This window comes from Paenibacillus sp. strain BS8-2, assembly GCF_054483835.1.
This window is the reverse complement of sequence record NZ_CM137010.1, coordinates 4,531,079-4,547,439: the sequence shown is the minus strand read 5'-3', so window position 1 is coordinate 4,547,439 and position 16,361 is coordinate 4,531,079. Positions and strand designations below refer to the sequence as shown.

13 protein-coding genes and 1 pseudogene are annotated in these 16,361 nt (G+C 39.4%); all 14 read right to left on the bottom strand.

Annotated elements, in window-relative coordinates; translation table 11 throughout:
* Positions 1-252: 252 nt before the first annotated feature.
* Positions 253-579: a hypothetical protein gene (locus ACX1C1_RS19630; RefSeq protein WP_458953858.1), complete on the bottom strand. Its 327-nt coding sequence runs from the start codon at positions 577-579 to the stop codon at positions 253-255.
* A gap of 262 nt (positions 580-841) precedes the next feature.
* The gene (locus ACX1C1_RS19625) at positions 842-1,447 is read right to left on the bottom strand and encodes a hypothetical protein (RefSeq protein WP_458953857.1); all 606 of its coding nucleotides are present in this window, start codon (positions 1,445-1,447) and stop codon (positions 842-844) included.
* A 2,563-nt stretch (positions 1,448-4,010) separates the two neighbouring features.
* Complete coding sequence (locus ACX1C1_RS19620) at positions 4,011-4,493, bottom strand: DinB family protein (RefSeq protein ID WP_458953856.1); 483 nt, start codon at positions 4,491-4,493, stop codon at positions 4,011-4,013.
* 1,167 nt (positions 4,494-5,660) lie between these two features.
* Positions 5,661-6,810 (bottom strand): IS3 family transposase gene (locus tag ACX1C1_RS19615; protein WP_458953848.1). Its coding sequence is split into 2 segments (ribosomal slippage): positions 5,661-6,537 and positions 6,536-6,810, totalling 1,152 coding nucleotides; the frame shifts between segments, so codons are not numbered across the junction.
* 4 nt (positions 6,811-6,814) lie between these two features.
* Complete coding sequence (locus tag ACX1C1_RS19610) at positions 6,815-7,087, bottom strand: hypothetical protein (RefSeq protein WP_458953855.1); 273 nt, start codon at positions 7,085-7,087, stop codon at positions 6,815-6,817.
* Positions 7,088-7,276: 189 nt separating this feature from the next.
* Entirely contained in the window at positions 7,277-7,798 is a 522-nt protein-coding gene (locus ACX1C1_RS19605) for a hypothetical protein (RefSeq protein ID WP_458953854.1), read from the bottom strand.
* Between the two features lie 156 nt (positions 7,799-7,954).
* Positions 7,955-8,734, bottom strand: a complete 780-nt coding sequence (locus ACX1C1_RS19600) for a leucine-rich repeat domain-containing protein (RefSeq protein WP_458953853.1) — start codon at positions 8,732-8,734, stop codon at positions 7,955-7,957.
* Between the two features lie 178 nt (positions 8,735-8,912).
* The gene (locus ACX1C1_RS19595; RefSeq protein WP_458953852.1) at positions 8,913-9,554 is read right to left on the bottom strand and encodes a carboxylesterase family protein; all 642 of its coding nucleotides are present in this window, start codon (positions 9,552-9,554) and stop codon (positions 8,913-8,915) included.
* A gap of 184 nt (positions 9,555-9,738) precedes the next feature.
* Entirely contained in the window at positions 9,739-10,233 is a 495-nt protein-coding gene (locus tag ACX1C1_RS19590) for a hypothetical protein (protein WP_458953851.1), read from the bottom strand.
* 867 nt (positions 10,234-11,100) lie between these two features.
* A complete protein-coding gene (locus ACX1C1_RS19585) occupies positions 11,101-11,775 on the bottom strand; it encodes a class I SAM-dependent methyltransferase (protein WP_458953850.1) in 675 nt (224 codons plus the stop codon).
* Positions 11,776-12,035: 260 nt separating this feature from the next.
* The gene (locus ACX1C1_RS19580) at positions 12,036-12,527 is read right to left on the bottom strand and encodes a hypothetical protein (RefSeq protein WP_458953849.1); all 492 of its coding nucleotides are present in this window, start codon (positions 12,525-12,527) and stop codon (positions 12,036-12,038) included.
* A 704-nt stretch (positions 12,528-13,231) separates the two neighbouring features.
* Positions 13,232-14,044: pseudogene (locus ACX1C1_RS19575) on the bottom strand (serine hydrolase domain-containing protein); the annotation flags it as partial.
* 209 nt (positions 14,045-14,253) lie between these two features.
* A protein-coding gene (locus ACX1C1_RS19570; protein WP_458953848.1) for an IS3 family transposase occupies positions 14,254-15,403 on the bottom strand; the annotation gives its coding sequence in 2 pieces (ribosomal slippage) (positions 14,254-15,130 and positions 15,129-15,403; 1,152 coding nt in all).
* Positions 15,404-15,430: 27 nt separating this feature from the next.
* Positions 15,431-15,631, bottom strand: coding sequence for a serine hydrolase (locus tag ACX1C1_RS19565; protein ID WP_458957734.1), 201 nt, complete (start codon positions 15,629-15,631; stop codon positions 15,431-15,433).
* Positions 15,632-16,361 lie beyond the last annotated feature (730 nt).

The following is a 16,361-nucleotide window of genomic DNA, read 5'->3' as shown; positions in this document are numbered from 1 at the left end:
TATGCGCAGTTCCGCTTCTCCGAGCTACTTCCAAAAGTCTCAAATAACAATACGGCAGAATCATCAATGAATAGACTTCCAAAACTTCTAACTTCTTTAATCTCGGAATTGCGCATAACGTTTCGTATATTCACGACGCCCGACGAAGTCGGGTGTGTCCACAGCAACCACTTCCTTGAAGCCGCTTCTGGGACCGAGGGCGTAGCCCGATGCGTGAATATGGTGTTATGCGATGCCGTCTCTTCTTCGACTCTACCCCATATCAAATATCTTCCAACCTACTTCATTTATCTTTAATACAAATTCTCTAAATTCTTTATATTCGCCTTTAAACAATTTCTTTTTGAATTCTATTCTGATTCTTGGTTCTGATAAAAACTCTATATATTTTGGATCTTCAAATGCATCCCTTATTGCCACACATCTTGTTTGCACTTCTACTTTACTTCTTTCTTCCTCAGTTAAATTGTTTTCGATTTGAAGCCATTTTGTGAAATTATGTCTACAGGATTCAAAATCTACAAACATATTTTCACCTGTATGATTTTGGTAGGTAAACCCATCAGTCGTGATAGACAATATTCTACTCGGCTCCATTGTTTCACCAGCTTTTATTGAATGTTTATAGCCTTAGACGGTTTCGCATAACGTTATTGTGTTCACGACGTCCCACCACCTTAAGCCCGAAGGGCGGCCGCGATGCGGTTAGGTGGTGCGGATGTGTCCGGCTGATTCAGCTTCCCCGAACACTGAAATTCCCCTCCGATTCCGCTACTTACTTCTCGCCGGACCGAGGGCGCAGCCCGATGCGTGAACATGGTGTTATGTGAAGGACCTGTCATCATCGAGTTACTAGTGAATGTTTGTACATATGTCCTAGAAACTCCTTCTGAAGCATTCTTATTAAGATTGTTATTTCAGAGATCAGTTTCTCTGATAAAGTTTCCAATGTTTGTAAAGTATTTTTGATGTCCTCAACTCTTTCATCATGTTCCCATACATGCAATTTAAACAACCAAAAGTTCTTATCTATTTGATTATTTAGAATTGCTATCTGTTCAATTTTGTCCTCAAATAGTTTGAGAACATATTCTCTCTTAATGAAATATGCGCGAATCTTCTCGGTTGAAGTTATCCATTCCTTATGATCTGTTATCTCCCAAGTAATTTCATTGAGGGATGTTATTAAATCTTTCGGTTTACTACTTACTACTACTTCATAACGATTACCTAGAGACTTAATTCCCCTAATAACAATCAAGAGCTGATACAAGATCTCAACAAACTCATTATAAGTTTGTAAGTTGTGCTCCCGCTTGAATTTTTCTTCATCATTCTGTAACGACGCTTTCCTTTGTCGATTTACATTTATAAATGTTAGTACTACACCAATAACTGAAAGTCCAAACAATAAGTCAGATTTGTCTATTGTAATATTAAGCATCATCGACATCTCCTAATTTGAGCATTACAGGTCTTTCACATAACGTTTCGTATATTCACGACGACCGGCGAATGCCGGTTGTGTCCACAGCAACCACTTCTTCGAAGCCACTTCTGGGACCGAGGGCGTAGCCCGATGCGTGAATATGGTGTTATCCGATGCTGCTGGCCTCCTGAAATTACATTCAAAAATAGTTCTTCAGCTCTTAAATTTCCCTTGAACTGCCGGGCTTGCTTCGAATCCGAATACGCTTCGACATTCTCTTGAACTGCCGGGCTCACTTCAGATTCGAATATGCTTCGATATTTCTCTTGAACTGCCGAGCTTGCTTCGGATCCGAATACGCTTCGAGATTCTCTTGAATTGCCGGGCTCACTTCAGATTCGAATATGCTTCGATATTTCTCTTGAACTGTCGGGCTCACTTCGGATCCGAATATGCTTCGATATTTCTCTTGAACTGCCGGGCTCACTTCGGATTCGAATATGCTTCGATATTTCTGTTTAACTGCCGGGCTTGCTTCGGATCCAAATACGCATCGATATTTCTCTCGAATTGTCGGACTTTCCTGAAACAACAGTCTCCATTCACTTGAGAAAAACATACTTCATATCTTTAATATCTAGCAGTTTCGGATAACGTTCTTGAATTCACGAACCTGCACTGCCTAAAGTGACTGAAGGGAACGGCCGCGACGCGGTTAGGCAGTGCAAGGTTGTCCGGCTGAAATAGCTTCCCTGCTACTGAATATACTTCTTCGAAAACACATCGAATGCTTCGGCCCGGACCAAGGAGCGATAGCGACGCAGCGTGAATGCGGTGTTATCTGATGTTGCCTCTTCCTCGAATCGACCCAAGAAATCGGTTTTAAGACTTTCCAATTCTTTCATCGCATTTATATATGTTTTTAACAAGGGGTTAAGGGTTGAACCGATGCTTTTCCAGGGTGACGTATAGGGGCAGAAATCGGATGAGGACCAAGGGAGCGCATAGCCGATGCTTCCAACTAATATCCGATTTCAATGGCCCTTTACGTGTTTTATTCGGTTCAATCCGTATTTCCCCTTGTTTCAAGTATAAAGCGATCGATTTCGAAATGTCTTACCGATTTCGTTCAGGAATGTTCTTAGATCAAATCATAAATTGGTTACGATTGTTTAGATTTGATCTTCATTCCTGATGGGTTGAATACTTCTTGAACAGGCAATGTCAGATAACGTTCTTGTATTCACGATCCTTCACTGCCTTAAGGGGATCTTGGAGGCTTAGATAGCTCATATCTTAGCCTCCAAGGTCCCCGGCCGCGACGCGGTTAGGCAGTGCAAGGTTGTCCGGCTGAAATAGCTTCCCTGCTACTGAATATACTTCTTCGAAACCACATCTAATGCTTCGGCCCGGACCAAGGAGCGATAGCGACGCAGCGTGAATGCGGTGTTATCTGACGTTGCCTCTTCCTCGAATCGACCCAAGAAATCGGTCTTAAGACTTTCCAATTCTTTCATCGCCTTTATATATGTTTTTAACAAGGGGTTAAGGGTTGAACCGATGCTTTTCCGGGGTGACGTATAGGGGCGGAATTCGGATGAGTACCAAGGGAGCGCATATCCCATGCTTCCAACTAATATCCGATTTCAATGGCCCTTTACGTCTTTTATTCGGTTCAATCCTTATTTCCCCTTGTTTCATATATAAAGCGATCCGATTGGAAATGTCTTGCCGATTTCGTTCAGGAATGCTCTGAGATCAAATCTAAAAAGTGGTTTAACATTGTTTAGATTTGATCTTCATTCCTGGTGGGTTTAATACTTCTTGAACAGGCAATGTCAGATAACGTTTCGTATATTCACGACGCCCGGCGAATGCCGGGTGTGTCCACAGCAACCACTTCTTCGAAGCCGCTTCTGGGACCGAGGGCGTAGCCCGATGCGTGAATATGGTGTTATCCGATGCTGCTTGCTTCCTGAAATACATTCAAAAATTCACTTAGATCTTAATTTCCCTTGAACTGCCGGGCCTACTTCGGATCCGAATATGCTTCGATAATTTTCTTGAACTGCCGGACTTGCTTCGGATCCGAATAAACTTCGATAATTCTCTTGAACTGCCGGACTCGCTTCGGATCCGATTACGCTTCGATAATTCTCTTGAATTGCCGGGCTCGCTTCGGATCCGAATATGCTTCGATAATTTTCTTGAACTGCCGGGCTCGCTTCGGATCCGAATATGCTTCGATAATTCTCTTGAACTGCCGGGCTTACTTCGGATCCGAATACGCTTCGATAATTCTCTTGAACTGCCAGGCTCACTTCGGATCCGATTACGCTTCGATAATTCTCTTGAAGTACGTGGGATGAATATACGCAACCGGTATTAATCACTTGAAGTAACACTAATTTTATTCTTTAAGTTCTTGCAGTTTCGGATAACGTTTCGTATATTCACGACGCCCGGCGAATGCCGGGTGTGTCCACAGCAACCACTTCCTTGAAGCCGCTTCTGGGACCGAGGGCATATGCCCGATGCGTGAATATGGTGTTATGAGATGTTGGGGCCATCCATGAGTTACTTACAGAGTCTTTAGTTCCTTTATAAACTTTTCTATCTGTTTTTTATGATGTTTGTCGTGGGGGATAAAGCCCCTCAAGTATCCTCTGATTGAAAACTTCTTTTTGTCACCATCTTTATATTCCTTCAAATATTCTTCTTCAGTTAGCTCTGAAATGTCTTCAATAATCTTGCTTCTATATTCAATACACTTTTCAATTATGTCGTCAATTGTCTGTGTCTTTGCAAATTCAATTGCATTTGCATTAAATTCATCAAAGTTTAAATGCCTTACTGTTACTGATTCTTCAAGCTTCACTTTTTGAATGGCTTCTTCATAAAAGTACTTATCCCAAAGCATGATATGACTAATAATATCCTTTAAAGTCCACTTACCATCTGAAATGGGCTGATTCCAATTCTCTTCTTTAATTGATTTTAGTCCTTCTACGTATTGGATAAATGACTTAAATTCTTCAACCATTTCTTTGGATAATTTAGGCATCAAGTTATCTCCTTATAGTGGTTTTATGTGATTTGCCCCAATTTCTCATAACGTTTCGTATATTCACGACGCCTGGCGAATGCCAGGTGTGTCCACAGCAACCACTTCTTCGAGACCGCTTCTGGGACCGAGGGGCGAAAGCCCCGATGCGTGAATATGGTGTTATAGGATGTTCTCCCCCTCAACTTCTTGAGTTACTTTCAAATACAAATTCTTTAATGGACTTTTCATCTTTTATATCTTTTCAATCTTGTATGTCTCTTCGATCAAATATATCTGTATATTCTTTTATGTCCTTTTGCTCTTTTATGGTCTCTGATCGCTTTATGGCATTTCGTGTTTGTATAGGTTATTCGATTATCATGTCATTTCAATCCTGTAATGGTCTTCAATCAGTTATGTCTTTTGCGTTTATATAATGCTCTTTGTCTTTACTTAAATCTTTGATAAAACTTTGATATTGCTATTTCCACAATACTATTTGTTTTATGCTCTTGAGGGGGAGAATTTCCTATAACGTTTCGTATATTCACGACGCGCGGCGAATGCCGGGTGTGTCCACAGCAACCACTTCTCTGAAGACGCTTCTGGGACCGAGGGGCGAATGCCCCGATGCGTGAATATGGTGTTAGGTGATGTTCCCCCATCCCGAATATACAAACTAAATTTCACTTAATGAATCGTTTTCTTGCATAACTGAATCCTGAAAATTCAATTAATAATATAGATCCTGAACTAAATAACACTTCATATCTTAAGGTATTCGAATCTATTTCAGTCAGTTCATCATAACCCCAGTCACCTAGACCACTCGATCCTGGAAGCATAACATCTTTAGGTGAATCAATTTTAATAACAGTTACTTTACTGAATTTCAAATAAAAAATGTAATCCCCTGACAGGACCTCTAAACTAACTATCATAGGTCTCTTTTGATGTTTAGTACCAATATATTTCCCTCTGTCTATGGTGCTACAAGATGTCAAGACAGTTATTTTAATATAGTTAAGGTGTGAAATGATTCACAAGTTTTTATTAAGGCTTCGGTATAGGAGGTCCTATCCCTTATCTGAGATGGAATAACAGTTAATCATTCCCTGCATGATGTTGTCCACAGGTGGAGGACAAAGCTCAAGCGAAGGCGCGGGAGGAAAGGTTCTTCCTCCGTTACTCAGATGTGAATTTAAGCACGACTTCACGGTTATACACAACAGCTGGCGTGTGCTTCTGCAAGGACTGGTGCGGCAGATAGTGGTTATGAAGATGAATATAACTACGGATGCCGTTTCGAGCCTCACGTGGACTGTTGTAGTCATTCAGATAGATCTCATTGTACTTCAGACTGCGCCAAAACCGTTCGATGGCAATATTATCGGTTGCGCGACCTTTGCCATCCATACTAATGCGAACGTAGTTCTCTTTCAGCAAATCAATGTATTGTGGACTTGTGAAATGGCTCCCTTGATCACTGTTCACAATGCCCGGCTTGCGCCTTGCCAGTGCCCGTTTCATCGTCTCGAGTACAAAACCAATTTCTAGGCTCTGATCAAGCTGCCAGTCTACGATATAACGGGAATACCAGTCTATAATGGCGTATAAGTACATCCATCCCTGCTTCAGCCGAACATAGGTGATGTCCACACTCCAGACCTGATCCGGCTCTGTAATCGCCAATTTACGTAACAGATAGGGATAGATTCGATGTTGAAGATCACGTTTGCTCAGGTTCGGACCTGGGTAGATCGCCATGATTCCCATTTCGCGCATATAGCGCCTTACCGTATTTTCGTGAATCGCGTCGTTCTCCCGATTCATAATCGAAGCGATCGTTCGATAGCCCATGAACGGGTGCTTTGTGTAAAGCTCATCAATTCGGTGCTTGAGGCGAATTTCCTCCGGAGATGGAGGCACCGGCTTGTAATACAGGCTGGAGCGGTTCAGGCTTAAGAGATCCGCTTGTACGAAGATAGAGTGCTCTGGGCAGTCCCATTCCAATAAATCTACACGCTCATCACGGGATAGATTAGAGGCCAGATTTTTTTTTGAGCCACGACAATTGGGTCGTTAATCTGCCAACCTCGCCGTAGAGTTCTTCGATTTGCTGCTCGTATTCCTGTTTCATTTTCGTGATGCCTTTACGATCATCGACAAACAATTGAGAAAGGTTTTGAACGGCTTCCGATTTCCACCGGTTGAGGACATTCGTATGAATTCCCTCCTCCGTTGCGATCTGTGACAACGTCTTTTCTTCCTTTAGAATTTCCAGTACAATACGTGCCTTCTCTTCTGGGCTGAACTTTCTTCTGCTGGTCGTCATACAACTAAGAAACTCCTTTTTTGCTGTCTAGATTATATGTAGCATTATAGTCTTTCATCTCTTGACTATTTTTATTTTGAATATTTAGATTTACAATATATCCATCATGCAAGCTAAAGAATCTGAAAAATTCATAATTTCTTTGACTAAGTTTTGATTTTAAGTCTTCTAGTTGTGTTAAATATTTTCGAGCATTTGCTTTCCATTCCATTTCAGCTTCATCCATTGAATCTAAAGTTTGAAGATCTAGCCAGATTTCTGGTTTAAAATATTTCATATGCTTTACCGCCTTTAATCAATTAAATGCGTCTTTGGGGAATTTCACCTAACGTTTCGTATATTCACGACGCTCGACGAAGTCGAGTGTGTCCACAGCAACCACTTCTCCGAAGTCGCTTCTGGGACCGAGGGGCGAATGCCCCGATGCGTGAATATGGTGTTATCTGAAGTTCGACACTTCATAGGTTTACTCACAAGAGTAACTTGACATAAATTCATTCTTAATTTTAAATTTCTTCTTTATCAATATTGCACTAATCTTTTTTAAATCAGTTTCATTTAGATATCCCAATTTATTCTCATGATTCATTTCATCCAATAAATCATCTAATAGCCCCATTAACATATGGGGTCTATACCCAACCCACTCCGAAATAAAATAATCGTCCTCAATCTGTCCATCAATTGAATAGATTATTCGATAATAACCAAGTGCTTTATCTAAATAATCCATTCTTACCCTTACTTGAATATATTCTCTTCTATAATCATTTGGATTTGGATTTAAAATCTCCTTTACATGTAAAGAAACATCTTCAATAGTGATTTTTAATTTTTCAAACGAGTAATGAAAAAACACTTCATTAAATTCATCAGTATCTTCTGATCTGTATGTATTAAATGTATTCCAAAATGATTCAATCGTTCGTTTTTCGATATTGTGTTTATGAAACCATTCCCTAAGTGATTTAGTGTTGATACCATTCACCATCCTGTATTGTTTGGTTTGTCGAATTTCAGATAACGTTTCGTATATTCACGACGCTCGACGAAGTCGAGTGTGTCCTCAGCAACTACTTCTCCGAATTCTCTTCTGGGACCGAGGGCGTAGCCCGATGCGTGAATATGGTGTTAGGCGAAGTTGCTACTTCTTTGAATGACTAAATTGCTCTTGTAGCTTTTGGAATTTTGTTTCAAATGATTTAATTTTTATTGCATCTGTAATTGAATTAAGGAAAGGCTTTCCTTTCCCTGTAATCATTACATCTTTATCTTCAATTGGACTTACTAACATAGTATATGGCTTGAATAATTCGCATTCTGTCTCAGGTAGGCCAACGGATAATTTAGCATACTCTTCCACTGGAAATTGATTTGATAAAACAAGTACTTCAAGATGGCTTAGATTTAATAACGGTTCTAAAGATTGATCGTTTACTTTAATGTTGGTTAAAGTTAATTGCATTAATCTCTCTAATTCTGATAAAGGCTTTAATGAATCAATCTTTAAAGTGTTCCAAATACCACCTGAAAGCTCCAGAACTTCTAAAGACTTACCAAGTCTGAGTTGTTCAATAGATTTTAATTTTGAAAAATCTGATAAGGTAAGTTGTTTAAGTTGAGTATTCATTCCTGTATTCCATAATCCAATTGCTTTAGTGTTCCAGGTTAATGATAAGTTTTCTACATTGACCAAACTTTCTAATGGTGATAAATCCTCTACTCTAAACTCATAAAATGTAATTGATTTAACATTGAAATTTTGAATTTCTTTTTCTAATTGTTTTTGATTAAAAGAATAAATATTCAGATGTTCAATTCGTTTGGAATTTAACAAATGAATATTTTTAGTAGTTGGTTTAATTATCATCTCATCTGTGATTACTTCAACGCTTTGTAAATCATCTAATATTGTCCTTTGCATTTAAAACATCTCCTGACCTTAGCAATTTCGCCTAACGTTTTGTATATTCACGACGTCCGACGAATGTCGGATGTGTCCGGCAGCCTCAGCTTCCCTGCCAATATCTTCTGCCGGACCGAGGGCGAATGCCCGATGCGTGAATATGGTGTTATCAGAAGTCTATGTCTTCCTGAATTAACTACAAATTTGTTTGTAATTCTTTACTCAATAGCCATTTAAATAACTCTTTATTAGAGAATGTGTTATACATAACACTATGATCATGCTTCAGTCCTGAATATCTTGTAAATAATATTTCTTTATCTAAGCCCTTTAACGCTTCAACCATATTAACCGTTCCTGAGATTGGAACAACATCATCATCTTCACAATGGAATGCCCAAATCGGAATATTTATATTATGAGATTTATCCTGCTCATACCAACCAGAGATTGGAACAGCGGCACTAAATACATCGCCCTTGGTTGCAGCCATATCCCACGTTCCATTGCCTCCCATACTAAATCCCATGACATATATCTTGTTTTTATTGACATTGAATTTTGATTTTATGTCACTTACTATATCAAGTACTTCCTGCTTAACTTCAGGCCAGAATGATGTAATTGGACATTGTGGAGCTACAATGATAAAAGGAAATTTAGTGTTCTCTGATACATGCTTAATCAACCCGTAATTATCTAATAAGCTAAGATCTTCTCCTCGCTTTTTGATTCCGTGCAAAAATAGAATCAACGGATATTGCGTATTTGAGTCATAGTCTTCAGGGATAAATAACTTAAATCCCAAACTAGTATTAGAATGGTTTGTAATTTGCATTTCATTACTCCTTTCATAGATTTCTGATAACGTTTCGTATATTCACGACGTCCGACGAAGTCGGATGTGTCCACAGCAACCACTTCTTCGAAGTCGCTTCTGGGACCGAGGGCCGAATGGCCCGATGCGTGAATATGGTGTTATAGGATGTCAGCGACTTCTTAGAAATTACTTTCAGATGCTCTTATATTAAATACTCTATTCTTTTCCATTCCCGCGGTACATGTAACCAGATCGCTGGATAAAAACAATCTTCAAATAAGTCATTCTTCTTGAAATCTTCAATATATCTCTTTACACTTTCATTTAATATAATAATTTTTTCTTGAGTTACCGTGCCTGTATCAAATTGATCATAAATTTCATCAGTTGTATCAAAGCTTTCATAATCGGGTCCCATTTCACTAAACCAACCGCCAAAGAAGGTACTGGTTGGTCCCCCTAGTCCATGAGGACAGTTATAAAGCTTCTTACTATATTCATTAGTATGACACCACCATGTGACTCCATTAATTGCAACACCAATAATTGTAAGTTCGTTAATCAAGTTTTCAATTTGATCAAAATGCGTAATAAGATCAATATAGCCGGACCCGACCGGCTGAGATTTATATTTCTCTAATATCTTCTCGATTTCATATTGATGATCACCTGATCTTAGAAAATCCAAATAAGTCATGAATAACACGCCCTTAAAAATATGTTTTATATGTATGTAACGCTGATTTCCTATAACGTTTCGTATATTCACGACGACCGGCGAATGCCGGTTGTGTCCACAGCAACCACTTCTTCGAAGCCACTTCTGGGACCGAGGGCGTAGCCCGATGCGTGAATATGGTGTTATCCGATGCTGCTGGCCTCCTGAAATTACATTCAAAAATAGTTCTTCAGCTCTTAAATTTCCCTTGAACTGCCGGGCTTGCTTCGAATCCGAATACGCTTCGACATTCTCTTGAACTGCCGGGCTCACTTCAGATTCGAATATGCTTCGATATTTCTCTTGAACTGCCGAGCTTGCTTCGGATCCGAATACGCTTCGAGATTCTCTTGAATTGCCGGGCTCACTTCAGATTCGAATATGCTTCGATATTTCTCTTGAACTGTCGGGCTCACTTCGGATCCGAATATGCTTCGATATTTCTCTTGAACTGCCGGGCTCACCTCGGATTCGAATATGCTTCGATATTTCTGTTTAACTGCCGGGCTTGCTTCGGATCCAAATACGCATCGATATTTCTCTCGAATTGTCGGACTTTCCTGAAACAACAGTCTCCATTCACTTGAGAAAAACATACTTCATATCTTTAATATCTAGCAGTTTCGGATAACGTTTGTGTATTCACGAACCTTCACTGCCTTAAGTGACCGAAGGGAACGGCCGCGACGCGGTTAAGCAGTGCAGGGTTGTCCGGCTGAATTGGCTTCCCTGCTACTGAATCAACTTCTTCGAAACCTCTTCATCTACTTCGGTCCGGACCGAGGAGCGATAGCGACGATGCGTGAATACGGTGTTAGATGATGTGGCTGGCTTCTTGGATTACTTTCATGGCTTTAGTGCTTTCCAAATGTATTTATATTCTTTTATTTGAATTATTCCATTAATCGTATTTTCTATAATCATTTTTTCCAATTCATCCTTATATCGATCTTCACTGTAATCTGGGTTTCCAGGAACATCAGCAACAAATTTTATATACTCATTTCGATTAGGAAATATAATTCTTGAGTCCTTATATTCTCTAATTTCAACATCTATAAAACCATTTTGTTGAAGTCGCTCTTTAACAAGTTCTAGTGCGCCTGAATGAATCCCAAACACTGTCCCTCCAGATCGAAGAATTCGACTATGATTTAGGATTGATGTTGGCCCTCTTCTATCGTATATAAGATCAAATTGTTCATCTTTAAATGGTAACTCTTCTTTTGTTGAGGTAAATACAAATTCAATGTTACCCCTTTTCAGTTGATTTGATTTAGCAATCTTTATTAATTCAATCGAATTATCAAATCCCACAATTGATTTCGCAAATTGTGACATTCTAATTGTAAAATCACCATGACCACAACCTGCATCTAACACCTGATTAAAGTTAGGAAGAAGTTCAATTAATTCTTGTTCATAAATATATTCGGCATTAATGCCTTCTAATAGAAATTTAGCATTTGTTTTATATCCGCCATTACGTATGGCGATAGAGTTATACCAATCTACTCCCATGAGCGACCTCCAAAGGTTTTTATGTTTTCAGCCATTTCATCTAACGTGTGTGTATTCACGAACCTTCACTGCCTTAAACGACCAAAGGGAGTGGCCGCGACGCGGTTAGGCAGTGCAAGGTTGTCCGGCTGAATTTACTTCACTGCTACTGAATGATCTTCTTCGAAACCACTTCTTCCTACTTCGGCCGGACCAAGGAGCGATAGCGACGCAGCGTGAATACGGTGTTATCAGATGTCGGCGTCTTCATAGGAATACTTTCAAATTTCTTGCTTTAATAATTCAGTCAGCTTATATGAAAAACTCTCCCAGCCTCCAGAATAACCAACATTCATTTCCCATCCTACTTCCCTTAAATTCTCTCCTAATTTCTCGAGTGATTTTATATCATTAGGTGTCAAATTTATATTGGGGTACCCTAAGTAATGAGGATACTTTAAAATCAAATTTCTTAGGTCTAACAATTCTAATTCTTGTTTTTTTGAGAGCCCTCCAATTGCATCTTTAATTTCTATCAATGAGTTAATTACGGTTTGAATATCATCATAATGTTCGACCACAGAATTTGGATCAGTCCATTGATGCTCTTCTTGATAAGAAATTAAGTCTTCTAGTTCTATGAGTTTCCCTTGAATTATAAATGATTGATTTGATATTGTTTCGTTGATTTCATTATTCTTTAAGAAAAAGTATGTAATTGAAACGATATTTAACAGAATCGAAATTGTAAGAATGGTTTTCAATGTTTTCATTTTTATCTCCTCTAGGTTTCGCCGATTTCTGATAACGTTTGTGTGTTCACGACGCTCGACGAAGTCGAGTGTGTCCGGCTGCTACTGCCTCCCTGTCAACTACTACTGCCGGACCGAGGGGCGAATGCCCCGATGCGTGAACATGATGTTATGTGATGCCTCGGCCCAATACCGGTGAGACAGGACGTCGAACATTCCGGTACCTTATAAACATTCCTTCAATTTTTTGTTCTTACATGTTTGGATTTTCCACAATCCCTTAATTTCCTTGATCTTAAACACATTCTTTTATGTACTTTTTCTTGAACTTAACAATGCCCTTAAATGTCACTTGACCTTAAACACATTCTTGGTTTTGATGACTTGATCTTAAAATATCTTTCATGGCCATTGAACTTATACAATTCTCGGTTTCAAAGTCACTTCATTTACTTCAATTTCTTTTCAAATGTCTCTTGACCTTAAACAGTTCTTGGTTTTAAATTCTTTCAAATATCACTTTGCTTCTAGCCCCAGGACGGGGCGATTGAATTACCCACAAAGTCTTGGGGCCGAGGTTTCACATAACGTTTCGTATATTCACGACGTCCATTCCCCTTAGATAGCTCTTATCTTAGGGGAATGGATGTGTCCGCAGCTTATGCTTCTTGAAATTTCTTCTGCGGACCGAGATCCGAATGGATCGATGTGTGAATATGGTGTTATCAGATGTCAAATGGCCCCTCTGATTTACTTTCAAGTATTATTTCAATTATTCGTTTAGTTATTGTATAGATAGGTGTCGAATCATAATTACTTAATACTATTATCGTAAGATCATCATCTACAATTCGACTATACTCACCACTGAATCCATTTACCCCGCCGGCATGGTGGATTCTTGTTTTACATTGATCATTGTTAGAATAATGTTCATCCGAGATAAACCAGCCACATCCATAATCATTCTTATATGGAGTAAATAATAATCTCGTAAATTCTTCTGAAAATATGTACTTATTCTCAGCTATTGCCCTATCCCACAAATAAAGATCCTCGACAGTAGAGTACAAGTTTCCAGCTCCATTAGCTGTTGATAGATCAATGAATTCGGAATTTGTTAATTCGCCCCAAAAACTATAACCAGATGCTCTATCTTTAAGTACTTTTCTAAAATCATCACAACCGGTCGACTTCATTGAAAGTGGTTCAAATATATATACCTTTAGATAATCCTCATAATTCATTCCTGTAATTGATTCAATTATAAACGTCAATAAAATGTATCCTGCATTACTATATAAAAACTGTTCTCCAGGAGCAGATATTAATGGGAGATCTTTAAACCGTCCTACCAACTTTTTAGTAGATGTAAATAATCTCATTGAATGAAAATAGCTCAGATTTTGGATTCCTGATGTATGAGTTAATAAATGATGAATTGAGATTGATTGTCCGTTTGGATAATTAGGCAAATATACATCAATCCCACAATGAATACTAAGGTTTCTCACTTTACACAGATGGAGTATTGCGACTGCCGTGTATGGTGCTACAAGATGTCAAGACAGTTATTTTAATATAGTTAAGGTGTGAAATGATTCACAAGTTTTTATTAAGGCTTCGGTATAGGAGGTCCTATCCCTTATCTGAGATGGAATAACAGTTAATCATTCCCTGCATGATGTTGTCCACAGGTGGAGGACAAAGCTCAAGCGAAGGCGCGGGAGGAAAGGTTCTTCCTCCGTTACTCAGATGTGAATTTAAGCACGACTTCACGGTTATACACAACAGCTGGCGTGTGCTTCTGCAAGGACTGGTGCGGCAGATAGTGGTTATGAAGATGAATATAACTACGGATGCCGTTTCGAGCCTCACGTGGACTGTTGTAGTCATTCAGATAGATCTCATTGTACTTCAGACTGCGCCAAAACCGTTCGATGGCAATATTATCGGTTGCGCGACCTTTGCCATCCATACTAATGCGAACGTAGTTCTCTTTCAGCAAATCAATGTATTGTGGACTTGTGAAATGGCTCCCTTGATCACTGTTCACAATGCCCGGCTTGCGCCTTGCCAGTGCCCGTTTCATCGTCTCGAGTACAAAACCAATTTCTAGGCTCTGATCAAGCTGCCAGTCTACGATATAACGGGAATACCAGTCTATAATGGCGTATAAGTACATCCATCCCTGCTTCAGCCGAACATAGGTGATGTCCACACTCCAGACCTGATCCGGCTCTGTAATCGCCAATTTACGTAACAGATAGGGATAGATTCGATGTTGAAGATCACGTTTGCTCAGGTTCGGACCTGGGTAGATCGCCATGATTCCCATTTCGCGCATATAGCGCCTTACCGTATTTTCGTGAATCGCGTCGTTCTCCCGATTCATAATCGAAGCGATCGTTCGATAGCCCATGAACGGGTGCTTTGTGTAAAGCTCATCAATTCGGTGCTTGAGGCGAATTTCCTCCGGAGATGGAGGCACCGGCTTGTAATACAGGCTGGAGCGGTTCAGGCTTAAGAGATCCGCTTGTACGAAGATAGAGTGCTCTGGGCAGTCCCATTCCAATAAATCTACACGCTCATCACGGGATAGATTAGAGGCCAGATTTTTTTTTGAGCCACGACAATTGGGTCGTTAATCTGCCAACCTCGCCGTAGAGTTCTTCGATTTGCTGCTCGTATTCCTGTTTCATTTTCGTGATGCCTTTACGATCATCGACAAACAATTGAGAAAGGTTTTGAACGGCTTCCGATTTCCACCGGTTGAGGACATTCGTATGAATTCCCTCCTCCGTTGCGATCTGTGACAACGTCTTTTCTTCCTTTAGAATTTCCAGTACAATACGTGCCTTCTCTTCTGGGCTGAACTTTCTTCTGCTGGTCGTCATACAACTAAGAAACTCCTTTTTTGCTGTCTAGATTATATGTAGCATTATAGTGAATTGTTTTGTGATTGAACCAATTCTAAATTTTGTTTTAGAGTGGTTTGGGACATTATGTTCAAGATTTGAGATACCATAACTTTTGTTCAGAAGTACGTTATCCTTTTGTGCAACAAGAACCGAACCACTAAAATAACCCGAGAAATAAGATTCCCATGTAAAATATGAATTCATATACTGATCAATTTCTTGTGTTATCGTTTTTATTCTTATCATCCTTTCATTTGATTTCTGATAACGTTTGTGTATTCACGACGCTCGACGAAGTCGAGTGTGTCCACAGCAACCACTTCTTCGAAGCCACTTCTGGGACCGAGGGCGTAGCCCGATGCGTGAATATGGTGTTATATGCTGTCGGGGCCTTCTTGAACTACTTTCAAATGTCTTTATTAGTAAAACATTATTTCTGTCCCTTCATATTTTTAATTCTTTCCATCTGTTCAATCATTTCATTTCCTTCAATTTTTTAATTACTCTGATTACTTTAATTCTTTATATCCCTTACAATCTCTGAGTTTCTTCGATTCCTTAATTCAATTACGTCATTTAATTATTATGATCCTTTTGATATCTTTGAATCTTTTGGTTTCTAGGCTTCCAACGTTACGTTGTAACACGACAACTACAACTTTTCAGTTCTCCAACAAACTATGAATTGAAATTCAAAATTGCTCTTGATCTGCCCCGATTGCATATAACGTTTGTGTATTCACGACGCTCGACGAAGTCGAGTGTGTCCACAGCAACCTCTTCTTCGAAGCCACTTCTGGGACCGAGGGCGTAGCCCGATGCGTGAATATGGTGTTATATGCTGTCGGGGCCTTCTTGAATTACTTTCAAATACCTTTGTTCTTCCAATATTTTTTTGTCCTTTGATATCCTACATCTTTGATTTCTTTCGATT